This window comes from Ferroacidibacillus organovorans (assembly GCF_001516615.1).
Lineage (GTDB): Bacteria > Bacillota > Bacilli > Alicyclobacillales > SLC66 > Ferroacidibacillus > Ferroacidibacillus ferrooxidans_B.
This window is the reverse complement of sequence record NZ_LPVJ01000009.1, coordinates 278,831-303,578: the sequence shown is the minus strand read 5'-3', so window position 1 is coordinate 303,578 and position 24,748 is coordinate 278,831. Positions and strand designations below refer to the sequence as shown.

The window sequence follows — 24,748 nt, the reverse complement described above, 5'->3', positions numbered from 1 at the left end:
GCAGAAAGGAATTTCACCATGGCGCATGTAGATCAGGAAAAAATCCAGACTGCCGTACGCATGATCCTTGAGGCAGTGGGTGAAGACCCGGATCGTGAAGGTTTGCTTGAGACACCAGCACGCGTTGGGAGGCTGTACGCAGAGGTCTTTGCCGGTCTCCATCAGGATCCGCGCGATCAGTTGCAAACCATTTTTAATGAAGATCATAATGAACTTGTTCTGGTTAAAGACATTACATTTTACAGCATGTGCGAGCATCATCTCGTTCCTTTTTTCGGGAAGGCTCATGTGGCCTACATTCCGCAAGGCGCCAAGATCACTGGTCTTTCTAAACTTGCCCGTTTGGTTGAAAGTGCCGCGCGCCGCCCACAGCTTCAGGAGCGTTTGACCGCGACGGTGGCGGATTCTCTCGTCGATCAACTTGAACCACTGGGCGTCGTTGTCATGGTAGAAGCAGAACATATGTGTATGGCAATGCGCGGTGTGAATAAACCGGGGACAAAAACACTCACGACGGCTGTCCGCGGTATATTTTTGGAAGATGCAAAACAGCGCGCAGAAGTTTTTCAAATGATGAAATACTAGAAGATGTGACCATCAAATAGAATAAGGGTTTTGACAAAAGGCGCAGATTCTACTCTGCGCCTTTTGTCACGACGAGGGGAGCGCAAGCGGCAGCGGGGAAAAACTTAAAAAATCTGCAGAAACCAGACGATATTCGACATCGCGAACGATACCTTCAACACGCGCCTGGTGGGCATTTCCATGCAGGTGACCATAGACACAAAGAGTAACACCGTATGTTTCCAGCAATTTGCTGAACTCTGACTCACGCACGTGGCGAGTCATTGGCGGAAAGTGCATCATCGCGAGAAGTGGTTTACCACTTGTCTTTCCTTCCTCAAGTGAAAGTCTCAACCGTTCCACTTCGCGTTTGTAAATGGTGTGATCCTCTTCTGTCATTTTCGGATGGGGCAAATCCCAACCGCGCGTCCCAACGATGGTGACATCTACAAGCGGAATCGCATTGTTTTGCAAGACAAAAAAACCGTTACCCGCAAGTTTTTCCACTTTGCGTTTTGTGCTCCACCAGTAGTCGTGGTTGCCGCGAAGCAGAATTTTTCGTCCTGGAAGTGACGAGAGAAATGAAAAATCAGGAAGCGCCTCGCGTTCTCGCATAGCCCACGAAAGATCGCCCGGAAGCAGAATGTCATCGTCTTCTGTGATCTGTTCGCGCCATGCGCGTTCAATGCGTTCAGCATGCCGCTCCCAATTTTCCCCAAATACATCCATCGGTTTATTGACACCAAACGATAAATGGAGATCGGCAATGGCAAAGAGTGAGATAAGCCCTTGCCCCCTTTTTCTTGAGATTGTACCATGTTTTTATCGAATCACTGAGGAGTTTTTGCCGATGGAAGGACTTCCGCACACCGACGCCGAATTGAAATCCATGGTTTGTATGATATCATTGCGCGATTTCCATCTTCCTTTTGCGCATGAGTGTCGCTTTAACGCGCGGCTTCGCAGTACGGGTGGAAGATACATTCTTTCCACACATGATGTGGAAATTAATCCCAGTTACGCAAAGCGCTTTGGTATCGAAGAGTTGACTCGCGTGATCCGCCACGAGTTGGTACACTATCATCTTCACTTGGCTGGTCGCGGATATCGACATCAGGATCGTGATTTTAAAGATTTGCTCTCTCGCGTGGACGGTGCGCGCTATGCCAAAACACACCGCGTAACACCAAGTAAAACACGCTATGCATATCACTGCAAAGCGTGTGAGTCCACCTACGTGCGCAAAAAAAGGCTGGATACATCACGCTATGTGTGTGGAAGGTGTCAAGGGACACTGGAACTGATTGCGATGAAAAGAATTTAAGGAGGATTTTTAGGATGGAAGAACAATTGGTAAAGGGAATTCAATCAGCGCTTGATTTGCTTCGCGAGTGTGAAAAAGAGACAGCTGTCACCGTTTCTGACACGCAGCTCTCAGAGATGGTCATGCGTCTTTTTAGAAATGAAGATATGGAGGGTCTTGAGCGGCTGATGCAGATGAAAAAGATGGAGCGTCAGTTTGTCGACGAACTTCAAGCGTTTGTGGAGCGCTGGTCCAATCGGCTGGAGGCGCTGCATGCATGACATCCCGAGTGGAGCGCGTCTCGCGCATTGTCAGTGCATGGAAAGATCAGCTTCATCATTTGGAAGGGTCCGCGGTCGAACATTTCCGAGCTCAGGATTTGGAGAAAATCGGACGGTTAGTCGAGAAGAAGCGGGCGCTTGAACGGCGAATTGATCGCGTTGAAACGTTTGTCGAGGCTCGCAAAGGTGAATGATGCATGGTTTTTTGAGGAACTAAGGTGTAACGGGATTCAGATCACAGAAACGCAACATGCGGCGATCAGCCATTCTTCTGGTGCGCTCGCACTGTTTGCAGGACCTGGCAGCGGAAAAACGACCGTGATCACGCTGCGCGCCGCTTATCTTGTTCGCGTGCTCCGCGAAGATCCCAGTACCATCGCAATCTTTACATTTACAAAAAAGAGTGCGGATGAACTCTCGCGGCGATTGCAACAGATTCACCCTTCCCTAAAAGGGGTTCAGACCGGAACGTTTCACGCTTTGTATTTGAAATGGCTCTTGCGCGAGGCAAAAGAGCGGCGCGATCTGCTCACCGGGTACACGCAACGAAGCGTTGTGCGAACAATCCTGCAATCCCTTCGCGAACCTTTTCATGACGATCAGATCACGGCCATCTTGCAGGCGATCACTGTATTGAAAAATCAAATGATAGAACCTGCAGACGCCAGGAAGTGGCTAGATAAAAAAAGACGTTCCCTCGTGTGCGGCGGATGTGTACAAGCAGTATGAATCCTACAAAAAGGCCCAAAACGTCTGGGATTTTGACGATATTCTATGGGCAATGAATGAGCGATTGCATACACAACCCACTTTTTATGCATCATGTGCGGGGAGTGTTCGCCATGTTATGGTCGACGAATTTCAGGATACGAGCCGCATTCAGTGGCATTCGTTGTCTAGGTTTGCGTCTAACACGGAGAGCTTTATGGTAGTGGGGGATGACGACCAATCGATTTATGCATTTCGCGGTGCAGAACCTGGGCTCATGAAAACGTTCCTTCAAGCGCGTCCCGGGGTGCGTGAGTTGGTCCTCGCAGAAAATTTCCGCTCCCTTGACCCGATTATTCGCACGGCGAATCGCTTGATTCAGGTGAATGTGGATCGAAAACCTAAGATGATGCGCGGGATTCGCGGGACGGGTGAGCGTGTGCGCGTTTTGCGTGCCAAAAACGCGCTGGATGAAGGCAGGATGATCGCAACGGCCATTGCCAAGATTCACGCGCGCGATCCGCAGCGCACGGTGGGAATTCTCGCGCGCTCCAATCACCATCTGTACCTCGTGTCTGAACAGCTTAGGACGCAAGGTATCGCCTTGTTGGAGGACTTGGAAAAAAATCTGTACGAAGAACCAGTCGTAGCGTCCTATCTGTCTGTTCTTCGCGTCTCTTGTGGAGATCTTCGTACGCGCGAGGACGCTTTTCGCTTTTATTTAAAGCTTATAGAACCACATGTAGCGCGCGAACTGTCGGAGTATCGGGGCAAGCGGGGCGATCTATATCAGCGCGTGGCTAAAACTCCGACTGCGGTCGCATTTGATGGGTTTGTTAAAAATTTGTCTACGCAAACTCCGCTGGATGCGGTTCGTCTCCTTACAAAGCATTATGAAAACTATGCGATACGTTTGAAGCGTACAGGGGGAACCCCTTCTCAGGATACACGCCAAGCGTTACAATTGTTGGAAGATCGCGTTTCGGGTTTACCTGACCTGAAAACGTTTATCATGGAAGTAGACCGGTTTTCTGAAAAAACTGTGCACCCCATGTCCAAAGCGCAAGTGCGTGTGATGACATTCCACGGAGCAAAGGGACTGGAGTTTGACGATGTCATCTTGGCGGGGATTTATGACGGAGCTGTACCGCACGCGCGCGCACTGACGGGCGGGCAACAGGCAAGGCACACACTTTTGGAAGAAGAGCGCCGTCTTTTCTATGTTGCGCTAACCCGGGCGCGCGATCGACTTTTTATCGTGTATCCTTCGTCAACCGCAAATACCGATCGCAAACCATCTCCATTTTTATTCGATTCGGGATTGCTTGCAAAAAAAGAGAATCAGCAAGAAAAAGTTGGAACGGACGATCGTGAAAAACGGGTATCCGTGAAAAACCTTCGCCAGGGTGGGAGGGGGAATGGCAGACAATCGTTTGCCACAAAAAAAACTGTGTTTCACGCGCCAACGCCGGCAGGCGCAGATCAATTGCCAATACGCGGGGAACCGATACATCACGAAGTTTTTGGTGAGGGGATTGTCCTCTCGATCGATCCTTTTTCAAACGGTCACAAAGTAGCCATTCAATTCAAGAATCATGATGTTCGCCATTTCTATTGGGAAGTGGCGCTTTCTGAAGGACATGTACGAAAACCTTAGTGAGAAAGAGGCGATTCAGAGTGAGCGCAACCATCTATGATGTGGCGCGTGAGGCAGGGGTGTCCATGGCCACTGTCTCTCGGGTGCTCAATGATACTGCCGTAGTAAAAGATGAAACGAAAAAACGCGTGCTCGATGCGATTGCAAAACTTTCGTATCGCCCGAATGCTGTAGCCAGGGGACTTGCAAGCAAACGAACCAAAACCATCGGTGTGATCGTGCCGGATGTGTCAGCCGCATTCATGGCTGAACTGGTCCGCGGGATCGAAGATGTGGCGCGCATGTACCATTATCACATCATCCTTTGCAACTCGGACGGACTTCTCGCGCGCGAAGTCGATCTGATTGGAACAATGTGGGAGAAACAAGTTGACGGAATCATTTTTATGTCACCTGCGCTTACGAGTGAGCATGTGAACACCTTTGAAGAGGCGCAAATTCCGATTGTTCTTTGCCGCACGGATGACCCAGAGGGGCGCATACCCTCCGTCAACATCGACAACGCAGGCGCTTCCGTTGACGCCGTGAACTATCTTCACAAAAAAGGGCGCACAAAAATTGCCTTTCTAGGCTCGATTCACCATGAGGGAACGCTTACGAGTGAGCGGCGCCGCGGCTATGTTGCAGAAATGAAAAACCGCAATCTAACGCCTATTTTTATTGACACGGCGCGTGAAGAGTACCAGGAAGCACTCTTGGCAGTTCGTACACACGTCACAATGGAACCCATTGACGCCATTCTCGCTGCGAACGACGAGATGGCCATCGCGGCAATCCATGCCATTCTCGATGAAAAAAAGAGTGTCCCAAAAGATATCGCGGTCGTGGGATTTGACAACACAAAACTGTCGATGATGGCGCGGCCAGAATTGACCACGATTGCACAACCGATGTACGATTATGGTGCGGTGGCGATGCGCTTTATGACGAAGTTGTTGCAAGATGAGCCGATCTCAACCTTTCGCGTTGTGTTACCCCATCAGATTCTAGAACACGCTTCCTCGGCTGATGTGTGATCCGGGTTCGCTGATAAAAGGGCACGATGGGGACACATGGATCGACTCAAATCGCGTTTGCAAAGAGGTGGCAACTTTTCGATCGGTTGAGTATCATGTCTATAAGCTCGCGTGACGTTGCGTTGATCCCTACAGCGTTTTCGTAGAATGCAAGGACAGCGAAGGAGATGAGGACGAGATGCGGGTTGAAAAAATTTCCAAAAACAAGATCCGAATCTTTGTCAGTTACGAAGATCTCGCGTCGCGTGGCATTGAACGAGACGAGATGTTCCAAAACGGCAAGAAAGTACAGGAATTATTTTGGGATATGATGGAAGTTGCTTATGCAGAAGTGGGCTTTGAGATGATTGGCCCGATTGCTGTGGAGGCGTTTACGATGCCTTCAGAAGGTGTGGTCATCATCGTCACTCAAGTCCCGTCGCTTCCTGTGCCAGGGTCGCTTTCTGAACTCACGGATGAACCTGAGCCAGAGCGGGATCCCTGCGACTCCTTTGTATTTTCATTCGCGGATTTTGAGGATGTCGTGCGCGTTGGAAAGGCATTGGCACAAATCGAAGAGCTTGACTGCAGACTGTATGTCTATCGAAAGACATACCATGTATTTTTTGCAGATGATTCCCTATCAGAGCCTGTTTATGACGCGGTTTGGTCTATTCTTCACGAATACGGTGAATTGGTGAATGTCACGCGTGCGATGTTGGACGAGTATGGGAAGCTCATCTCAGAGCATGCGCTTGAGATGCTCCGCACCTTCTTTGAAAAGTAATTTTTATCCCAAGCGCAGTAACCTCACACAGGCATCGATCATAGAGATGGTGCAACACACGAAGAAACGAGGCATGCACCCTATGAAAATCGCAGTGATTTATGGTGGAAGATCCGCCGAGCGTGAGGTTTCCCTTAACAGTGGCCGCGCAATCCTACAAGCGTTGTCTTCGTACGGTTATGAAGTGTGCGGAATGGATGTCAACGAATCGCTGTTTGATGAATTGAAACAATTCAAACCCGATCTGGTTTTTCTTGGCCTCCACGGACGATTGGGCGAAGATGGAGCGATTCAAGGCGCGCTTGAGGTCCTTGGGATTCCGTACGTCGGTTCCTCTGTACTAAGCAGTGCGCTCGCAATGGACAAGGTGATGACAAAACGCGTTTTACGCCCGCTCGGGATTCCGCTGGCTGAAGACCGCGTATTGGTGTCGCGCGCAACGCCTGAAGAAGTCGATCTCGAACGCATGACGAATGATATCCTAAAGTATTTGTCGCTTCCGGTCATTGTAAAACCGAATCGCGAAGGAAGCACGTTTGGCCTGACGCTTGCCACAACGAATTCCTTGCTTAAACAAGGGATCAAAGAGGCGTTTTCCCATGATGAGAGCATTCTTGTCGAGTCTTATATACGCGGGATGGAAGTGACCGTGGTCATTGTGGGAACAGCGCATGATACACAGAATCCACCGCGAGTGCTCGGCACCATTGAGATCATTCCTAAAGCTGAAGTCTATGACTATGAATCAAAATATGGTATGAATGGGAGCGAGCATATCATACCTGCCCGCCTTCCACAGAATTTGCTATCACAAGTCGAAGCGTATGCTCTGACTGCATACACAGAACTTGGTTGTCGCGACTATGGACGAGTGGATTTTATAGTAGGTGATCAGGGGCCTGTACTGTTGGAAGTCAATACATTGCCGGGAATGACCGCAACGAGCCTGGTACCTGACGCGGCGCGCGCAGCCGGACTTTCGTTTGAAGCGCTGATTGACCAACTCGTTTCGCAAGCGTACCAACGAGCACATTCATAATGTCGACAGAGTCGCTTACAATTGCATGGAAACAGCAGGGTTGTAGAGAACATTTGACCGATTTTCTGCAACCCTGTTATACTGTCGCTATGTAAATTGACCTGTTCGCGAAAAAAAGAGGTGGCACTTTCGTGGATCAACAAGAGTTGTCCGAGAATCTCAATGTGTTGACGAGTACCCAAATGGTCATCAAAGAAGCATTGTCAAAACTTGGCTATGGATCTGATATGTATGAGTTATTAAAAGAACCTATGCGCGTTTTGACCGTTCGTTTTCCCGTTCGCATGGACGATGGACAAGTCAAGGTGTTTACAGGATATCGCGCGCAGCATAATGACGCTGTGGGACCTACTAAAGGTGGCATTCGCTTTCACCCGGACGTGACGGAAGATGAGGTCAAGGCACTATCTGTCTGGATGAGCGTGAAATGCGGAATTGCGAATCTGCCCTATGGCGGAGGTAAAGGCGGCGTAATCTGCGATCCCCGTGAGATGTCTTTTCGCGAACAGGAGCGACTGGCGCGGGGTTATGTTCGAGCGATCAGTCAAATCGTCGGGCCGTCAAAAGATATTCCTGCTCCAGATGTGATGACGAATTCACAGGTCATGGCGTGGATGATGGATGAATATAGCAGAATTAAGGAATTTGATTCACCTGGATTTATTACAGGGAAACCGATCGTTCTGGGTGGCTCGCAGGGGCGGGACACATCAACGGCGCGCGGGGTCGCGATCTGCATTCGCGAAGCGGCACGCGTTCGTGGACTGGTTTTAAAAGGTGCGCGCGTAATTGTGCAGGGGTTTGGCAACGCTGGAAGTTATTTGGCGAAATTCATGCATGATGAAGGCGCAAAAGTGATCGGAATTTCCGATGCATATGGCGCGTTGTACGATGAGCGGGGCCTTGATATTCCTTCACTCCTTGAGCGGCGTGATTCGTTTGGAACAGTTACAAAGCTGTTCAAAAATACGATTTCCAACAAGGAACTTTTAGAGCAACCTTGCGATATTCTCGTTCCGGCAGCCATCGAAAATCAAATCACGCAGGAAAATGCGGACAAGATCCAGGCACAAATTGTTGTCGAGGCGGCGAATGGACCGACCACGAATGAAGCTACGCGCATCTTGACGGATCGCGGTATTTTGCTTGTACCCGATGTACTCGGAAATTCTGGCGGCGTCATTGTCTCTTATTTTGAGTGGGTGCAAAATAACCAAGGATATTACTGGACTGAAGAGGATGTCATGGCTCGCTTGGAAGAGGTCATGATGAGATCCTTTGAGACCGTTTACGCAACAGCCACCGCGCGAAAGATCGATATGCGTCTCGCGGCCTATATGGTAGGTGTGCGCAGAATGGCAGAGGCGGTGGAGTTGCGCGGTTGGGTATGATTTAACATCAAATTGGCGCATACTGGAACGGATTGGTTTTGTAGGGGGGCATGTCCATGCGTAGCGACACTCTATCTCTGCATGAAAATGCTAGCGAGATGATGGTTTCAAGCGGTAGGGTGAAAATTCATATACGCTGCAGAAAATGTGGAGAGGTCTTTATCCTCCGCGGTGTAAAGGACGGCAGAGGTCACGTGGAAACAGGTTTTCGTCGATGTCTCTGTGACAATGATCGAGAATTTGACATAGAGACCTTGGTATAATTGAAAAATTTACAACAAAAACCACCTTCGTCATGCGAGGTGGTTTTTGTTGTGATCAACACATAAATATTCCGTTCTTCACAGACACTAGCCTTAATTCGCCTGTGAGGAGTGATAAGAGTGAGGCGCTCATGGCTCGCTGTTGTGTCACTGACGACCTTTGTAATGGTTGCGAGCATACTGCCATCAGCACACACCCACGCAGAAGTTTGGTCGCTCATGCCCGGTGAACGTGGCACAGCCGTCGTGGATGTTCAGTCAAATCTCAAACGACTCGGTTACTATAACGGACCGATCGATGGAATTTATACGTGGCAGACTTATTGGGCAGTACACGACTTTCAGAGTCGGTTTGGATTGCCGACAGATGGCTTGGCGGGGACACAGACGTTGAACATGCTTCATTCCGCCATTCGCGCAAACTTTGGCTCATCGTCGTCTCCTGCCCAGGTGAGAGTTTCTTCTTCAAAACCGCTGGCGGCACCGCAGTCAACTTCTATTGCACAGACTAACACCACTGCGCAACCTGCGAGTGCACCGCCAACTTCTACGGTGTCAACCCCTCCGCCTCCCGGCTCTAATGTGGCGATTCCAAGCGGCGGGGTAAATGGCATATCAGCAAATGACATTCAACTGATGGCCCAAGTTGTCTATGGAGAGGCACGCGGGCAACCGTTTATCGGACAAGTCGCTGTAGCTGCTGTCATGATGAACCGGTTGCACTCGAGTCTTTTTCCACACAGCATTCCGGCCATCTTGTACCAACCTGGCGCGTTTACGTCCGTATCAAACGGACAGGCCTCCCTTGGCACAGACCCCGAGGCAATTGCGGCCGTGCTTGACGCCATTCACGGTTATGACCCAACACATGGCGCCCTCTACTATTGGAATCCAGCAACCGCCACATCTTCGTGGATTTGGTCACAGCCGATCATGCTTCGAATCGGAAATCACGTCTTTGCAAAATGATCGTTTGAAAGGAGGACATCGACATGGAACATCGTGGTTATGCGTGGGTACTCATCCCAGCCTTGGCCATCGGCATGTTTGCGGTCTCGCTGTACGGATACAATGAACACGCACAGCGATCAGCGGCTGTATCGCAGGTGGAACGTGGATTTCAAACCACCTATCACAACATATCCTATGACGCTGACGAAATGCAGGATGCGCTAAGACGTGCAGAAGTGACGACGCAGGCCAGAGCGATTACTCGCGAGCTTCGTGGTGCCGCGCAGCATGCCGCGCTTGCTGCGCGGGCAAGTGGAAGTCTGCCGGCCAGTGTCCAATCGCATCAGTTGACGGCTTATTTCCACGATGTTGAGATGCGTTGTGCGCAGTTGTTGGATCTGCATGCATCAGCCACACCGCTCACGTCGTCTGAGCGATCCGATCTATCTGTCATGGCATCCGACACCACACACATCGAACAGCTGCTGCGTGCAATTCAACGCACTGGACTGAGAGGGAACAGCCCATTTACGAATTTCGTAAAATACGGGGCGAGTGCGGTAAACGCTTCACCGATCGCCCAGTCGTTTACGAAGATGAACCAAACCATCTCTACACTGCGCGCGAGTCATCAGGCAGTCTATCATAGAACGTTTGCGGCAGATCGTGATCTAGTTCATGACGAACCTTCTCTCGCGGCGCAAGGTTCGAACATTTCGATCAAGCAGGCGATTCTGCGCGCGACCTCTTTTGTCGGAGGCGCGGTCGGAAAGAATCCACATGCTGCAGAGTATGGAATTGGGAGTGCACATCCATTTTATTTCGTGACGTTTTATCCTGATGGACCGCAAGGCACACCACTCTATGTATCCGTATACAAGCATGGCGGCAACGTTTTTGAGATGGCGCGTGAAGGGTATCATGGAGGCGGCGGAACTTCCATCGCGAGCGGAAATGTTGTTGCAAAACAATATCTCGCGCGACACGGATTCAAAACGGTGACACTTATAGAGAGTGACGCCTACCACGGGCAGATTTTTACCAAGTATGCACCTTTGCGACAAGGTGTGCCGATGGTGAATCAAGCCATTCTCGCCACAATCGCACAGGGGGCGCGCCGAGTGATTCACTACGACGCATCGGCTTACTTTGAGGCTGAACCCTATCACGGTACGTTTACACCCAAAATTACAGCCAAAGAAGCCGAACAGGCCTTTGCTGATGGAGTTAGAAAATCGCATCCACAACTTGTGGTATGTGCGCCACACGGTGATGACCCGCTGTTAGCCTACCGTTTTTTGGTATTGCGTAACGCAAACACATATGTTGTTGATGTGGATGCACAGAATGGGCGTGTGCTTGCAATCACAAAGCAGACAAAATTGTAGATTTACCGTCACATCAAAAGCTGTGAACACAATTTTTTGGTTTAAGGAGGAGGAATTCCATTCCTCCTCTTTTGTGTATGCCTCTCAATCGCTATAATAGAGTGAAGTGAGGGAGGGGCGGCATGACGTACCCGTCTATTGGGCAAATTGTAGATTGTGAAATGTTCGGTACAAAAGACTTGCAGGCAACATTAATCAATGAGAGTGACACTCAGCTCTATTTGCGGTCGCGATTGGCCATGGATGTGTTGGATTGGGAGGCGTCTCTTGGCAAGACGATGCAGATCCAGTATCGATCTTCAAGCGGTGCGCTTTGCATTGCGTCTGCGCACATCATTGCGCTTGAAAAGGATGGGGAGGATACTGTAATTGTCATTGAAAGACCCAGCGAGGAAACCATCCAAAAGATTCAGCAGCGCGAATATGTTCGCGTGGGGGTTTCAGTCGAAATTCAGTGTACCTGTTACATGAATGAGAGTGAGGGGCTGCGCACCATCAAAGCGATCACGCACGATTTGAGTGCGGGCGGCCTCTCCTTTTATCTTGAGGATGAACCGTGCCTCACCCTTGGAAAATCCGTTTCACTCAAGCTTTTCTTGCGTACGCGAGACGGATTGCAGTTGATCGATGCGCAGGGAGATCTGGTTCGCATTGAGCAAAAAAGGCGCGCTGTTCCTCTCTACGCAGTACGCCTCGTCAATTTAAAAGATAAAGAGCAGCGGCAGATACTGCAATTTGTCTATCGAAAGCAATTGGAAGGCCGAGGGAAGAGATCGTGAAAATTGCGCTGGATGGTCCCGCCGGAGCAGGAAAGAGCACGGTCGCAAAGGAAGTCGCAAAAAAACTGCAGATGACCTACGTGGACAGTGGCGCGATGTACCGCTGTGTGACATTTCTGGCGATTAAAAACCACGTGGCGATGCAGGATGAGCCTGGATTGTTTAAGCTTGCAAAAGCGATGCAATTGATGTTCATTCCCTCTGAACATGGCCAAGGGGTACAACTTGACGGTGTCGACGTCACAGACGCGATTCGCACGCCAGAGGTTGGGGCGCTCGTTCCACTTGTCGCAAATCACGCGCTCGTTCGAGAATGTCTAGTCGAGAAACAGCGTGAGATCGCGCATACAGCATACCATGTCGTAATGGACGGCCGCGACATTGGCACGCACGTCCTGCCAGATGCTACAGTAAAGGTTTATTTGACGGCGACACTTGATGTGCGCGCAAAAAGACGCCACGAGGAACTCGTGCGGCAGGGATTTACAGGCACTGTGTCAGATGTGATGAAGCTCTTGCATGAACGCGACGAAATCGACGGAAGACGAGAGATTGCTCCAATGCGTCCTGCCAGCGACGCGGTCATTTTGGATACGTCGTGTCTCGCAATTCACGAAGTGACGGCGATGGTCGTGAGTCTTTGTCAAGCTCGCATGCATAATGAGGTGAGTCATTGACGATCTATCAGTTCGCTCGTGATTTCATGAGAATGATTGTGATTCTTCTCTTTCAAATCCGCGTAACAGGACGAGAACGTCTTCCTGATCAGGGAGCTGTTCTTTTATGCAGCACACACAAATCAAACTGGGATCCGTTTTAATTGGATGTTTTTCAATACGGGAAGTCGCTTTTCTTGCAAAAGAAGAACTTTTTAGTTTGAAATGGCTGGGTCTTCTTATGCACAAACTTCATGCGTTTCCCATTCGCCGCGGCACAGGGGACCGCGGCGCGTTGCGAACATCTCTAGAAATTCTTGATCAAGGCGAAGTTCTTGTCATGTTTCCTGAAGGAACGCGCAAGCTAAAAGGGCAACTCACGGAACTTCAGCCGGGGGCAGCCATGCTCGCGCTTCGCTCAAACGCGCAGATTGTTCCTGTCGTCATTCGTGGTCACTATCTTCCTTTTGGAAGATTGCGCATGCAGTTTGGCGCTCCATTTCAGCTTGATGAACAGGTGAAATCACTCAAAGGGCGCGATGCGATCAACCGCGCCACAGAAATCATCGCAACAAAGATGCGAGAACTCGCGCAAGAGGTCGAACAGGGATGAGCGGCATCGTGGAACCATTGTTGATGCTTTGTGGCATTGTTCTGATTCTGCATTTATACGCAAGACAGATCAGCGCCAAACTTGTCAAGAGAAACCCGGCGGAACGGACGGCATTTCGAAAACGTTTTGTTTCAACCGGCGTTTCACTTGCAGTTGCCTGTTTCAGTGTGGGATTATTGTATCAACAGCATGTGGTCTCACTGCTTGTTGCAGGGATATTGTACATACCACTGATCGCCCTGTTTGCAGTCTTTATGTCGCGACTGCAACCGCTGCTGCGAGCTCACAAGGAGGATTTATAGATGTCTGAACTTGTAAATGAAGAACAAACCCAAGAAGTAGCGAGCGAGGCAAAAACGTTAGACGCGGTTGTCACGCGTGTTGAGAGTGACGCAGTCTTTGTAGAGTTTGACGGCAACCGCGAAGGCGTCATCTCCCGCGCTCAATTCTCTCAGGCTACGGGTGGAGATCTAACCGTCATGGCGCGGGTTGGCCAGTCGGTTCGCGTGGTCATTCTTCGGGAAGAAGAAGACGGAACCGTGCGCCTTTCTCGCAAGAATGCGGTGGATGCAACAACCTGGGCGACCTTGCGCTCTCTTGCCGAGTCACAGGAAGTGATCGAAGTGACCATTGCAACGGCAGTAAAAGGCGGGCTTGTCGCTGATCTTATGGGCGTGCGGGCATTCATGCCAGCTTCACAGTCCGATCTTCGCTTTGCAGCTGATCTTACACCGCTTGTAGGCACGGATGTGCATGTGATTGTGACCGAAGTGGACGAAGAGAACAAGCGGTTGATCATCTCCCGCAAGCGTGTACTCGAAATGGAAGAACAATCTGCGCGCGCCGAACGGATCCACGATTTTCAACCGGGAGACATCGTGCACGGACGCGTTGCGCGCATGACGCAGTTTGGTGCATTTGTTGATCTTGGCGGAATTGATGGGTTGCTCCACGTATCGGAAATGTCATGGTCGCGTGTTGCACACCCAGAAGAAGTCGTTTCGATTGGCGATGAGATTGAAGTTCGCGTTCTTCGCGTTGAACCTGAAAACGGCAAGGTCTCCCTCAGCATGAAACACACGCAGGAGAGTCCGTGGCAAAAGGCGAGCAAAGCGTTTCAAATCGGAGATATTGTTGAAGGAGAAGTTCGCCGACTCTCTTCATTTGGTGCATTTATCGAGGTGGCACCTGGGGTGGAAGGTTTGGTGCACGTATCACAAATCTCCCGTCAACGCGTCGATCAGCCTTCAGATGTTCTCGAACCCGGACAGCGCGTCATGGTCAAAGTGTTAGATATTCGCCCAGAGGAGGAGCGGATGTCTCTCTCGATCAAAGAAGCCCAGGTGCGTGAGGAAAAGCGTCGGACTCCTGAATGGACAGAGAAGACAAATGGCGAACCGCAACAAACCACACTCGGAGATCTTTTTGGTGACTTGCTGAGAGACCGATTCAAATCGTAACATGTACGTACGAATGAACAGGAAAACGCAGTGTTTTTTGTAATGCGTTTTCTGGGATTACACAGAAAAATTTCGCGGGACATGAAAGATACCGTCTAACACCATGGCAAAGGTGTTAGACGGTTGTTTCCATTTGACTGAATGAATTTGAATGTGCGACAATGGATTGCTATGCGAAGGAGGTTTGATGACTGTGCCTAGAGTGCGCACTGTCAGCGCAGGATCTCTCGCAGAAGAATTGCAGATTGAGCCTGGGGATGAAGTGATCTCGATCAACGGGCAACCGATTCGCGATATCGTGGATCTGCAGTTTGCACTCGCGGGAGAATATTTAGAGATCGAAGTAAAAAAGAGCAATGGCGAAGAGTGGCTTATAGAAGTCGATAAAACGTACGATGAGATGCTTGGTGTGGAGTGGGAACACGCAACCGTTGATCGGGTAAAACTTTGCCACAACAAGTGCGTCTTTTGTTTTGTCGATCAAATTCCCGGAAATATGAGAAAAACACTCAACATGCGCGACGATGACTATCGACTCTCGTTTTTACACGGAAATTTTGTGACATTAACCAACCTAAAACCGGGCGAACTTGAACGGATGGCAGAGCTTAAGATGTCGCCCATTAACATCAGTGTTCACACGACCAATCCTGAGCTTCGCGAGCGCATGCTAGTCAATAAAAAGTCCGGAGAGATTCTCAATCAAATCCGCTATTTGGCAGAACATGGTATTGAGATGAACACACAGGTCGTGCTGTGTCCTGAGTGGAATGACGGTGCAGAACTCGATCGCACAATCGAAGAACTCTCCCATTTTTATCCTGCCGTACGCACGCTCTCCATCGTACCAGTCGGATTGACGAAGCACCGTAAAGGATTGTCTGAACTGCGCGGTTGCACTTCGATCGAGGCGCGGCGCACCGTTCGTCAGATTGAGCATTGGCAAGAGGTTTTACGCCCAAAACTCGGCGTGAATTTCGTTCACGCGTCAGACGAGTTTTACGTTTTGGCTAATACCGCCATTCCACAGGCCGGTTATTATGATGAGTTTGCACAGGTTGAAAACGGAGTGGGCATGCTTAGAACGTTTATTGATGAGTTCCAGGCACTTGAATCGTCGTTTCCGTCTGAACTAGACGAACCGCGTCACGTTGCCATTGTGACTGGTACATCTGCGAGCAAAACGATGAAGGAAGCCGTCGAAAAACTTTGCCAGATTACCAATCTTGCGATTGATGTCCACGTGATCCGAAATGTTTTTTACGGAGAAGAAGTTACGGTGACTGGTTTGATCACTGGCCAAGACATCGTTCGCCAATTGGAAGCCTCCCTCACGGCAGACACGATCTTACTCCCAGATGTAATGTTAAAGGATGAAGAGGATGTCTTTCTTGACGATTACACCGTAGATCAGGTGTCAGAAGCATTGCGCTGTCCAATTCTGATTGTGCCCCCGACTGCGAGTGGCTTGATTCACGGTGCGCTTGGGGCGCTTGAGGCGTTGCCTCTGCGAAAACGGTATGAAGGCACATTTGCGCGAGCGATGGCCTAGGTTTATTTTTGAGGTATAGGAAGGAAGGGTTTTGTGGCTACACCTGTTATGGCGATTGTCGGACGACCAAACGTTGGAAAGTCTACACTGTTTAACAAGATCGTCGGCGAACGCATTGCGATCGTCGAAGATCGACCAGGCATTACACGCGACCGAATTTTTGCCGCATCAGAGTGGTCCGGCAACTCGTTTCGCATCATTGATACGGGAGGTCTTGATTTCGGCGAAGATGACGAAATCGCGGGGAGAATTCGCGCACAAGTCGAACTCGCGATCGATGAGGCAAACGTGATCGTTTTTTTGGTGGACGGATTGACAGGGCTTACAAGCGCCGATGAAGAAATCGCGGATCATTTGCGCAGATCCCACAAACCCGTCATTGTCGCGGTGAACAAAGCGGATCATCCAGGTCGGTTAAGCCACGCCTATGAGTTTTATCAGCTTGGGTTTGGCGAAGCGCTCTCCATCTCAGCTGAGCATGGTCTTGGCATCGGTGATTTGCTTGATGAAATAGTGAATCATTTTCCGCGCGATCAAGAAGAGCCAACCTATGCCGAGGATGCGATACGCATCGCGATCATCGGACGCCCAAACGTCGGCAAATCATCAATGATCAACGCTCTGCTCGGCGAAGATCGCGTTCTCGTCAGCAACATCGCCGGGACGACGCGCGACGCCATTGACACAGAGCTCACATATGCAGGAAACCCCTATGTACTCATCGACACGGCGGGTGTGCGCAAGCGGGGCAAGGTCTATGAGAAGACCGAAAAGTACAGTGTGCTGCGCGCACTGCGCGCGATTGAGCGATGTGACGTCGCCGTGCTCGTCATAGACGGAGAGCAGGGAATTATTGAACAGGATAAACATGTTGTGGGTTATGCCCTTGAAGCGGGTAAAGCGCTCGTAATCGCTGTGAACAAATGGGATATTGTTGAAAAAGATCATAAAACTGCACAGATATTTGAGAAGAATCTGCGCTCCCATTTTCCGTTTCTGAGTTGGGCGCCAGTTGTGTTTGTATCTGCCAAAACAGGTCGCCGGGTCTCGCGCGTTCTTGAGTTGTCATCCCATGTGGCAGAGCAACACGCCCTGCGGATTCAAACGTCAACTGTAAATACGATTGTTCAAGAGGCTGTATCTCTAACACCACCGCCGACGGACAAAGGGCGCCGCCTAAAAGTTCTCTATGCGACACAAGTATCTGTCAAACCGCCAACCTTTGCTGTCTTTGTTAACACACCCGAGTTGATGCATTTTTCTTATGTGCGCTATCTTGAGAATCAGTTGCGGCAATCATTTGGATTTGAAGGCACGCCGATTCGGATTCTTGTGCGTCAACGATCTTAAGGAGGTGATCGCTTGTTTTTTCTCATTCTCATTTCAAGCATCGTCGCTTATTTATTGGGTTCTGTCTCTTCAAGCTATCTTTTGGGTCGTACCCTGGCAGGGGTGGATATTCGCAATCACGGGAGCGGCAATGCGGGAGCGACCAATACATTGCGCGTTTTGGGGTGGAGAATTGCCGTTTTTGTCCTGTTCATCGACATCCTAAAAGGGGTATTTGCCATTGCCTTTGCCCATCTGATTGCGGGCGGCAGTGAAGTTGCGATGGCATTCGCGGGGTTTTTTGCGATCGTCGGTCACAATTGGCCTGTCTTTTTTGGATTTCGCGGCGGAAAAGGGGTGGCCACGACAATCGGTGTGCTGCTGACCCTGAACGCTTTACCCGCGCTCTACGCTGGATTGATCGCCATTGCGCTTCTTTTGCTCTTGCGCTATGTATCCCTCGCATCGCTTCTATTTGTCGCGCTTACACCGATCTTTCAATGGATACTGCACGCCAATGCTGCGATCATCCTCATCTCTTTTGCAATTGCGGTCATGACGTTCATCCGTCATCGCACAAACATCGCCAGACTCCGCGCCGGCCAAGAACATCGCTTGTTTTCGAGAACATCGTAGGAGAGTGGGATCACGCATCATGGCTGATTTGATGCAGGAAGTGAGAACCGCACCTTCAAGTTTTGCAATCCTTGGCGCCGGGAGCTTCGGAACAGCGCTTGCCGTCACGCTGGCGCAACAAGGTCATCATGTCTCGCTGATTGGCCGCGATGAAGAGATGATGGCAGAGTTAAACGTCAAGCGCGAAAATACGAAGTATCTTCCAGGTGTTCACCTTCATCCAAACATCGTATGTACAAATGATCTCAGGCAATGCTTGCAAATGGATTATGTCCTTCTATCTGTGCCCACTCAATCCATGCGCGCCGCATGCGCGAATTTGCGGGATATCGCGCCGGCATCTTTTTATAAGAAAGCATCAATTGTCCACGTAGCCAAAGGCCTTGAGCGAGGTACGGGCAAACGGGTATCCGAGGTCATCCTTGAAACACTGCCTTCACTGGCCGCCAATCGGCTCGCGGTTTTATCTGGGCCAAGCCACGCAGAGGAACTCGCACAAAATGTTCCGACAACGCTCGTCGCAACAAGCGCCTCAAAATCTTACGCCGAAGAAATTCAAGGCGTCTTCATGAGTGACACGCTGCGCGTGTACACCAACCCGGATCTGATAGGTGTAGAACTGGGTGGGGCGCTTAAAAACATTATCGCACTCGGCGCGGGCATCTCTGATGGATTGGGGTTTGGCGACAACGCGCGTGCGGCGCTCATCACGCGCGGTCTCGTTGAAATTGCCCGTCTTGGCGTGGCGCTCGGCGCGTCTACTGCGACATTTGGAGGCTTGACCGGGATTGGCGATTTAATCGTCACGTGCACAAGCCGCCTTAGCAGAAACTGGAATGCAGGTTATCTTCTCGGCCAGGGAATGCCCATCACGGAAGTTCTTCCAAAAATAGGAATGGTGGTAGAAGGCGCCACAACGACGAAAGTGGCGGTAGAAAAGGCAAAGTCACTCGCAGTATCGATGCCGATCGCTGAGGCGATTTCCAATATTCTCGATGGCGCCTGTTCGCCCAAAGAGGCGGTCTTGGGTCTTATGAGCCGAAAAAAAACACATGAAGTGGAAGAACGGTTTGTCGAGGCAACGATTGGCTGGGCCGCACAATAAATGGTACAATCACGCTAAGAATAAGGAGGCGAACACATGAGCCACACACCAAAGGATTTACGCTACACAAAAGAGCATGAGTGGATTCGTATTCAAGATAAGACAGCCTACATAGGAATCACTGATTTTGCTCAAGACGAATTGGGGGATATCGTGTTTGTCGAGCTTCCGTCCGTTGGGGACGAGGTTCGCGAAGGTGAAACCTTCGGCACAGTGGAGTCTGTCAAAACGGTTTCTGATCTCTATTCACCTGTGACCGGAGTGGTCGTTGAAGTGAATGAATCGCTCAATGACAATCCAGAGAATGTAAACTCACAGCCCTACGAACTCGGTTGGATGATCGCCGTCGAGATAAAAGAAGACCCAACCCATCTTCTCACAGCGGATGAATACGAAGCGCTGACAAACGCTTAATGACTGCGCGCGAAACGTTTCGCCTGCTTGAAATGGGTCCGTCTTCGGCCGCCATGAACATGGCGATTGACGAGGCGGTACTCCTTTCAGTGAGCCAAGGAGAAGTTCCGCCGACCCTTCGTTTTTACGCGTGGGAGCGCCCGAGTCTCTCGCTCGGATATTTTCAGCGCATCAAGCGCGACGTGGATCTTCAGGCGATAAAAGCGCGAGGCTTTGACTGGGTGCGCCGCATGACAGGAGGGCGTGCTGTCCTGCACGATCGCGAACTCACGTACAGCATTCACGTTCCTGGTCAACACAGGTTTGCCAAGGCTTCGGTCGTCGAGTCCTACCGCCTGCTCTCTGAGGGTTTGCGCGCGGGCTTTGAAACGCTGGGTCTGCACGCGCAGATTGTATCGCTTTCAGATGAGGATGAACGCAAGCGCTATGCCTCATCTGGGTCTGCCGCCTGTTTTGACTCTCCCTCGTGGTACGAGCTTGTCGTTGATGGCCGAAAAATTGCCGGAAGCGCGCAGGTGCGCGCACATGGCGGACTGCTTCAGCACGGGGCATTATTGCTCGAGTTATCTGCGGAGGATCTGTTCTCCGTTTTGCAATTCCGATCAGAAGAAGAGCGAAGCGCAGTGCAGCGGGAGTTTGCAGAGCGCGCTGTGAGTGTGAAAGATTTGACGGGGCGGATCGTTTCCTACAATGAGGCTGCAGAAGCATTTGCGCAGGGGTTTGAAAAGGGATTGAATCTTTCACTTGTCAAAGGATCGCTCACAGAGGGTGAGCGAGAATTGGCTGATCGCCTTTATAAAGAAAAATACAGCACACAAGCTTGGAATGAGCGTCGGTAAAGTGAGCATACAAAGAATAAAATAGAGCATGATTCACAAAGAGATTCGGGAAAACCGAATCTTTTTTTGTTCTAGTTTCTATGAAAGGTTCGTACTCATAGAAACTAGAAGGAATCCAGTGGCAATTCGTCAACTGCGCGTAGAGCTCATCTGAAGCGCAGCATATCTCGCGCCATCTGTCATATACATGAACTGTCCGAGTTCGGACAGCAAGCGATGGCAGTGATCGTTGCGCCAAATCAGAGGCAGAGGTCGCGATTGACGCCGGCCAGAGGTCAGGGAGGGAATCGCGTGGAGAGATTGGAAGTGTTTAAGGATATTGCAGAACGCACCGGCGGCGATATTTATTTAGGTGTTGTAGGTCCCGTGCGTACTGGAAAATCCACCTTTATCAAAAAATTTATGGAATTGATTGTTTTGCCTCATATGCATGATGAAGCGGAGCGTGCGCGAACGATTGATGAACTGCCACAAAGCGCGGCGGGACGTACGATTATGACGACAGAACCTAAATTTGTACCGAACCAGGCGGCACGAATCACGGTTGCAGAAGGCCTTACGATCGACTGCCGACTGGTTGACTGCGTGGGATACACCGTTCACGGCGCACGCGGTTATGAAGATGAACTGGGACCGCGCATGGTGACGACGCCCTGGTACGATGACCCGATCCCCTTTGCAGAGGCGGCAGAAATTGGGACGCGCAAGGTGATTGCGGATCACTCCACCATCGGGCTTGTCATCACGACAGACGGAACCATCTCTGAGATCACGCGCGACAGCTATGTGGAGGCAGAAGAACGCGTCGTCAATGAACTCAAGGAACTTGGCAAGCCATTTGTCATGGTGATCAACTCCGTACATCCCTACAGTCCGGAAACTCAAGCATTGCGCGCCGCACTTCTTGACAAATACGACATTCCCGTCGTCGCCGTTTCCTGCGCAACCATGGGGACAGAGGATGTCATGTTGGTACTTCGCGAAGCGCTTTATGAATTCCCAGTGCACGAAGTGAACGTCAATCTGCCAAGCTGGGTTATGGTTCTTGATCCGGAGCATTGGTTGAGGCGGTCCTATGAGGTAGCCGTGCGTGACACCATTCAGGACATCCGACGTCTACGTGACATTGACCGCGTCGTGGGCCATTTCTCAAACTACGATTTTATCGCGCGCGCTGCACTCGCAAACGTTGACATGGGTCACGGCGTCGCGGATATTGAACTCACGGCACCTGACGAATTGTATGATCAAGTGCTTACAGAGGTAGTCGGTGTCGAGATCCGAGGAAAAGATCATCTACTTAAATTGATGAAAGATTTGACATTTGCAAAGCGTGAATACGATAAAATTGGCGAGGCACTGCGCATGGTCAAGATGACCGGGTACGGAATCGCGCCACCCGTTCTTGAGGAGATGTCACTGGATGAACCTGAGTTGATTCGCCAAGGGTCGCGTTTCGGGGTTCGCTTAAAGGCGACAGCGCCCTCAATTCACATGATTCGCGTGGATGTCGAGTCGGAATTCGCGCCAATTGTCGGCACGGAGCGCCAAAGTGAAGAGTTGGTCAAGTATCTCATGCAGGATTTTGAAGAAGACCCGCAAAAGATCTGGAACTCTGATATTTTCGGCAAATCTCTCGCCGCCATTGTGCGAGAAGGTATCTCTGGAAAGCTGTCGATGATGCCAGAAAACGCTCAGTACAAACTTCGGGAGACCCTTCAGCGAATTATTAATGAAGGCAGCGGGGGACTGATCGCGATCATTCTGTAAAAAGCGCGACCTGCGGGTCGCGTTTTTTCATGATGTTTAACTCTGCGAAAGAAGGATTCTGTTTTAACAACTCGAATAAGGATGAAAGAGCGTGACGTCTATCCTATATATTGAAATGGATGGGAAGGGGCATAAACATGAACTACAATTTTTCGACACATGTTGAAAATTATCAGCTAAATCACCCTGATCAATTGGCGATTGTCGCACTTTCGCAAGATGGAGGTGAGCGTCGCCTGACCTATCGGGAACTGTTTGACCTTGTCAAAGGAACCCAAGAACAGTTTGCAAGAGAAGGCATAAAGCAGGGCGATCGCGTCCTTGTCATGGTTGGGCGCGGCGTTGAATCGTATCAAATCTACTTGGCGCTTCTTCGCATGGGTGCAGTCATCATGCCAGGTTCTGAGATGCTGCGCGCCAAAGATATTGCGTATCGACTTCGCCACGCGCAAGCGACAGTGGTTGTGACTGCAGAGCATATCGCTGATGAGGTTGAAGCGGCTGTCGATCAATCCAGTGTAAAAAAGATTGCCGTTGATTTTATCCGTGACGGATTCGTCACGCTGTATTCCACGCAAAGCGCCACCCAGAACATGCCTGCCGCTGATACAGATGAAAAAGACATGGCTTTCATCTCCTATACATCCGGCACAACGGGTGGGCCAAAGGGGGTCGTGCATGTTCACGGATGGGCAAAAGCGCATCTTGCAAACGCTGCAACCTATTGGTTTGACGCGGCACCAAACGAGTGGGCGTGGGCTACGGCAGGACCTGGATGGGCAAAGTGGGTGTGGAGCCCGTTTGTATCGATTCTGGGAAAAGGCGGCACCGCTTTCATCTACGTCGGGCGATTTGATCCACAAGTCTATCTGTCACTTATGGAAGCGTATCCAATTTCTCTTTTATGTGCGACACCGACCGAGTATCGACTGATGGCAAAAAGCCAGGCGATCAAGACGTGGAAACCACAAGCGCTACGCAGTGCGGTGAGCGCGGGAGAACCGCTCAACCGCGAAGTGATTGACGCGTTCAGATCTGCTTGTGGCGTGTTGGTTCGCGATGGCTATGGCCAGACAGAAAACTCGCTGCTTGTCGCGACGCAAGTCGGAATGGAGTTAAAACCCGGTTCGATGGGCAAACCGACGCCACAGAGTGAGGTTGCCGTTCTGGACGATGACGGAAATATCTTAAACACGGGTGAGATAGGGCACATCGCAGTCAAAAAGACGTTGCCCACGTTGTTTCAAGGGTATCTCTACGATCCTGAGCGAACAGCAAAAGCGTTTCTTGGAGATTATTATATAACGGGAGACCTTGGCCGATTTGACGATGACGGCTATCTGTGGTTTGAGGGACGCTCAGATGACATGATCATTAGCGCTGGATACACGATCGGGCCATTTGAGGTAGAAGACGCGCTCGTTAGCCATCCAGCCGTTGCCGAGTGTGCGGCGGTTGCCAGCCCTGACGATGAGCGCGGACATATTGTCAAAGCGTTTATCATCGTCAAAGCCGGGGTTGAACCTACGGATCAATTAAAAGAAGAATTGAAAGACTATGTAAAACGTGTTACGGCACCCTATAAGTACCCCCGCGAGATTGAGTTTGTCACTGATCTTCCAAAAACGGCAAGCGGTAAAATCCGTCGGATCGAGCTGCGAACAGCAGAAAAGCAACGCAAGAACAAGGTGCTCTAAGCAATAAAGCGCGAGCAGAGACAGCTCAGCTGCTTTGGCGCGGGAAGTGATGTGAACCCATCGCGGACTATGTCGCAGAATGAGATTCAGCCCCAGAAAAGACGTGCTTTCCTTGCGACAGTCTTGTGATCCTGTTATAATGGCTATGCTTGACGGGATGTAGCGCAGCCTGGTAGCGCGCTACTTGGGAGGTAGAGGTCCCGGGTTCGAATCCCGGCATTCCGACCATAGCCGAATGTCAGCCTGTCTTGCAGGCTGATTTTTTTTGAGCGGAGGGATCTATGTGGAAGATTACGTCGTGATCAAAGCGAAACAAAGCGGAGTGCAAGTCATAGGCCTTACAAGAGGACACGATACAAAGTTCAACCATCTCGAAAAACTGGATAAAAATGAAGTGATGTTGGCACAGTTTACGGAGTACACTTCTGCGATCAAAGTTCGCGGTCCCGCCGTGATTTATACAAAACTAGGGACGATTGACACAGAAGAGTAGGTTCTGTGCAAAAGAAACATGCGGCGGCCACACTGGGCTTAAACACACTGTGGTATAATACGTCTGCACGCTGTGCAA

Annotated in this window: 27 protein-coding genes and 1 tRNA gene; 27 read left to right on the top strand and 1 reads right to left on the bottom strand. The window is 50.4% G+C overall.

Translation table 11 applies throughout. The features are described 5' to 3' along the window. Positions 1-18 precede the first annotated feature (18 nt). Positions 19-585, top strand: a complete 567-nt coding sequence (gene folE / locus ATW55_RS04545) for a GTP cyclohydrolase I FolE (RefSeq protein ID WP_067713011.1) — start codon at positions 19-21, stop codon at positions 583-585. A gap of 66 nt (positions 586-651) precedes the next feature. Here the strand turns inward: folE and ATW55_RS04540 are convergent, their stop codons facing one another. Beyond that, a complete protein-coding gene (locus tag ATW55_RS04540) occupies positions 652-1,332 on the bottom strand; it encodes a metallophosphoesterase (RefSeq protein WP_268753361.1) in 681 nt (226 codons plus the stop codon). Positions 1,333-1,414: 82 nt separating this feature from the next. On the opposite strand from ATW55_RS04540, the gene ATW55_RS04535 reads away from it, so the two are divergent. From ATW55_RS04535 to mtrB, 26 genes are all read left to right on the top strand, one after another. After that, a complete protein-coding gene (locus tag ATW55_RS04535; protein WP_067713150.1) occupies positions 1,415-1,888 on the top strand; it encodes a SprT family protein in 474 nt (157 codons plus the stop codon). A gap of 14 nt (positions 1,889-1,902) precedes the next feature. Continuing rightward, complete coding sequence (locus ATW55_RS04530; RefSeq protein ID WP_067713003.1) at positions 1,903-2,148, top strand: hypothetical protein; 246 nt, start codon at positions 1,903-1,905, stop codon at positions 2,146-2,148. Beyond that, complete coding sequence (locus tag ATW55_RS16245) at positions 2,145-2,342, top strand: hypothetical protein (protein WP_067713000.1); 198 nt, start codon at positions 2,145-2,147, stop codon at positions 2,340-2,342. Before ATW55_RS04530 ends, ATW55_RS16245 begins: the two co-directional genes overlap by 4 nt. Then, the gene (locus ATW55_RS04520; protein WP_067712997.1) at positions 2,335-2,877 is read left to right on the top strand and encodes a UvrD-helicase domain-containing protein; all 543 of its coding nucleotides are present in this window, start codon (positions 2,335-2,337) and stop codon (positions 2,875-2,877) included. The genes ATW55_RS16245 and ATW55_RS04520 overlap by 8 nt, the downstream gene beginning before the upstream one ends. Further along, positions 2,861-4,513 carry an ATP-dependent helicase gene (locus ATW55_RS04515; RefSeq protein WP_082685535.1) on the top strand — a complete coding sequence of 551 codons (1,653 nt, stop codon included), beginning with the start codon at positions 2,861-2,863 and terminating at the stop codon, positions 4,511-4,513. Before ATW55_RS04520 ends, ATW55_RS04515 begins: the two co-directional genes overlap by 17 nt. Positions 4,514-4,533: 20 nt before the next feature. Then, complete coding sequence (locus ATW55_RS04510; RefSeq protein ID WP_082685534.1) at positions 4,534-5,529, top strand: substrate-binding domain-containing protein; 996 nt, start codon at positions 4,534-4,536, stop codon at positions 5,527-5,529. Positions 5,530-5,707: 178 nt separating this feature from the next. Next, the gene (locus ATW55_RS04505) at positions 5,708-6,295 is read left to right on the top strand and encodes an adaptor protein MecA (RefSeq protein ID WP_067712991.1); all 588 of its coding nucleotides are present in this window, start codon (positions 5,708-5,710) and stop codon (positions 6,293-6,295) included. Positions 6,296-6,377: 82 nt separating this feature from the next. After that, positions 6,378-7,334, top strand: a complete 957-nt coding sequence (locus ATW55_RS04500) for a D-alanine--D-alanine ligase (protein ID WP_067712988.1) — start codon at positions 6,378-6,380, stop codon at positions 7,332-7,334. Positions 7,335-7,516: 182 nt separating this feature from the next. Beyond that, on the top strand, positions 7,517-8,725 hold the full coding sequence (locus tag ATW55_RS04495) for a Glu/Leu/Phe/Val family dehydrogenase (protein WP_082685548.1): 1,209 nt from the start codon (positions 7,517-7,519) through the stop codon (positions 8,723-8,725). 383 nt (positions 8,726-9,108) lie between these two features. After that, entirely contained in the window at positions 9,109-9,957 is an 849-nt protein-coding gene (gene sleB / locus ATW55_RS04490; RefSeq protein ID WP_067712982.1) for a spore cortex-lytic enzyme, read from the top strand. Between the two features lie 23 nt (positions 9,958-9,980). Beyond that, a complete protein-coding gene (locus ATW55_RS04485) occupies positions 9,981-11,327 on the top strand; it encodes a PepSY1/2 domain-containing protein (protein WP_067712979.1) in 1,347 nt (448 codons plus the stop codon). Between the two features lie 122 nt (positions 11,328-11,449). After that, positions 11,450-12,106, top strand: coding sequence for a flagellar brake protein (locus ATW55_RS04480; protein ID WP_067712977.1), 657 nt, complete (start codon positions 11,450-11,452; stop codon positions 12,104-12,106). Next, complete coding sequence (cmk, locus tag ATW55_RS04475) at positions 12,103-12,783, top strand: (d)CMP kinase (protein WP_201024924.1); 681 nt, start codon at positions 12,103-12,105, stop codon at positions 12,781-12,783. Before ATW55_RS04480 ends, cmk begins: the two co-directional genes overlap by 4 nt. 106 nt (positions 12,784-12,889) lie before the next feature. Then, entirely contained in the window at positions 12,890-13,375 is a 486-nt protein-coding gene (locus ATW55_RS04470; protein ID WP_067712971.1) for a lysophospholipid acyltransferase family protein, read from the top strand. Positions 13,376-13,383: 8 nt separating this feature from the next. Then, positions 13,384-13,677 carry a hypothetical protein gene (locus ATW55_RS04465; RefSeq protein WP_153005004.1) on the top strand — a complete coding sequence of 98 codons (294 nt, stop codon included), beginning with the start codon at positions 13,384-13,386 and terminating at the stop codon, positions 13,675-13,677. Further along, positions 13,678-14,835: a 30S ribosomal protein S1 gene (rpsA, locus tag ATW55_RS04460; protein ID WP_067712966.1), complete on the top strand. Its 1,158-nt coding sequence runs from the start codon at positions 13,678-13,680 to the stop codon at positions 14,833-14,835. 193 nt (positions 14,836-15,028) lie between these two features. Next, positions 15,029-16,387: a DUF512 domain-containing protein gene (locus tag ATW55_RS04455; RefSeq protein WP_067713143.1), complete on the top strand. Its 1,359-nt coding sequence runs from the start codon at positions 15,029-15,031 to the stop codon at positions 16,385-16,387. Between the two features lie 33 nt (positions 16,388-16,420). Continuing rightward, positions 16,421-17,737, top strand: a complete 1,317-nt coding sequence (gene der / locus ATW55_RS04450; protein ID WP_067712959.1) for a ribosome biogenesis GTPase Der — start codon at positions 16,421-16,423, stop codon at positions 17,735-17,737. A 12-nt stretch (positions 17,738-17,749) separates the two neighbouring features. Further along, positions 17,750-18,352 (top strand): glycerol-3-phosphate 1-O-acyltransferase PlsY, encoded by a 603-nt coding sequence (gene plsY / locus ATW55_RS04445; protein WP_235586992.1) that lies wholly within the window; start codon positions 17,750-17,752, stop codon positions 18,350-18,352. Positions 18,353-18,371: 19 nt separating this feature from the next. Further along, complete coding sequence (locus tag ATW55_RS04440) at positions 18,372-19,457, top strand: NAD(P)H-dependent glycerol-3-phosphate dehydrogenase (protein ID WP_235586991.1); 1,086 nt, start codon at positions 18,372-18,374, stop codon at positions 19,455-19,457. 36 nt (positions 19,458-19,493) lie between these two features. Next, positions 19,494-19,871, top strand: a complete 378-nt coding sequence (gcvH, locus tag ATW55_RS04435; RefSeq protein ID WP_067712956.1) for a glycine cleavage system protein GcvH — start codon at positions 19,494-19,496, stop codon at positions 19,869-19,871. Further along, on the top strand, positions 19,871-20,710 hold the full coding sequence (locus ATW55_RS04430; protein WP_067712953.1) for a lipoate--protein ligase family protein: 840 nt from the start codon (positions 19,871-19,873) through the stop codon (positions 20,708-20,710). Before gcvH ends, ATW55_RS04430 begins: the two co-directional genes overlap by 1 nt. Before the next feature lie 291 nt (positions 20,711-21,001). Then, positions 21,002-22,480, top strand: coding sequence for a stage IV sporulation protein A (spoIVA, locus tag ATW55_RS04425; RefSeq protein ID WP_067712950.1), 1,479 nt, complete (start codon positions 21,002-21,004; stop codon positions 22,478-22,480). Between the two features lie 137 nt (positions 22,481-22,617). Next, positions 22,618-24,177 (top strand): acyl-CoA synthetase, encoded by a 1,560-nt coding sequence (locus ATW55_RS04420; protein ID WP_235586990.1) that lies wholly within the window; start codon positions 22,618-22,620, stop codon positions 24,175-24,177. A gap of 153 nt (positions 24,178-24,330) precedes the next feature. Further along, positions 24,331-24,405: transfer RNA gene (locus tag ATW55_RS04415), tRNA-Pro, on the top strand. Positions 24,406-24,460: 55 nt separating this feature from the next. After that, complete coding sequence (gene mtrB / locus ATW55_RS04410) at positions 24,461-24,670, top strand: trp RNA-binding attenuation protein MtrB (RefSeq protein WP_235586989.1); 210 nt, start codon at positions 24,461-24,463, stop codon at positions 24,668-24,670. Positions 24,671-24,748 lie beyond the last annotated feature (78 nt).

Excerpts from the sequence above, each read along its gene's own strand:
- folE (WP_067713011.1), top strand. The coding sequence starts at position 19 with ATGGCGCATGTAGATCAGGAAAAAATCCAGACTGCCGTACGCATGATC.
- ATW55_RS04535 (WP_067713150.1), top strand. The coding sequence starts at position 1,415 with ATGGAAGGACTTCCGCACACCGACGCCGAATTGAAATCCATGGTTTGT.
- ATW55_RS04530 (WP_067713003.1), top strand. The coding sequence starts at position 1,903 with ATGGAAGAACAATTGGTAAAGGGAATTCAATCAGCGCTTGATTTGCTT.
- ATW55_RS16245 (WP_067713000.1), top strand. The coding sequence starts at position 2,145 with ATGACATCCCGAGTGGAGCGCGTCTCGCGCATTGTCAGTGCATGGAAA.
- ATW55_RS04505 (WP_067712991.1), top strand. The coding sequence starts at position 5,708 with ATGCGGGTTGAAAAAATTTCCAAAAACAAGATCCGAATCTTTGTCAGT.
- ATW55_RS04500 (WP_067712988.1), top strand. The coding sequence starts at position 6,378 with ATGAAAATCGCAGTGATTTATGGTGGAAGATCCGCCGAGCGTGAGGTT.
- ATW55_RS04495 (WP_082685548.1), top strand. The coding sequence starts at position 7,517 with ATGGTCATCAAAGAAGCATTGTCAAAACTTGGCTATGGATCTGATATG.
- ATW55_RS04485 (WP_067712979.1), top strand. The coding sequence starts at position 9,981 with ATGGAACATCGTGGTTATGCGTGGGTACTCATCCCAGCCTTGGCCATC.
- ATW55_RS04480 (WP_067712977.1), top strand. The coding sequence starts at position 11,450 with ATGACGTACCCGTCTATTGGGCAAATTGTAGATTGTGAAATGTTCGGT.
- ATW55_RS04470 (WP_067712971.1), top strand. The coding sequence starts at position 12,890 with ATGCAGCACACACAAATCAAACTGGGATCCGTTTTAATTGGATGTTTT.
- rpsA (WP_067712966.1), top strand. The coding sequence starts at position 13,678 with ATGTCTGAACTTGTAAATGAAGAACAAACCCAAGAAGTAGCGAGCGAG.
- ATW55_RS04440 (WP_235586991.1), top strand. The coding sequence starts at position 18,372 with ATGGCTGATTTGATGCAGGAAGTGAGAACCGCACCTTCAAGTTTTGCA.
- gcvH (WP_067712956.1), top strand. The coding sequence starts at position 19,494 with ATGAGCCACACACCAAAGGATTTACGCTACACAAAAGAGCATGAGTGG.
- ATW55_RS04430 (WP_067712953.1), top strand. The coding sequence starts at position 19,871 with ATGACTGCGCGCGAAACGTTTCGCCTGCTTGAAATGGGTCCGTCTTCG.
- ATW55_RS04420 (WP_235586990.1), top strand. The coding sequence starts at position 22,618 with ATGAACTACAATTTTTCGACACATGTTGAAAATTATCAGCTAAATCAC.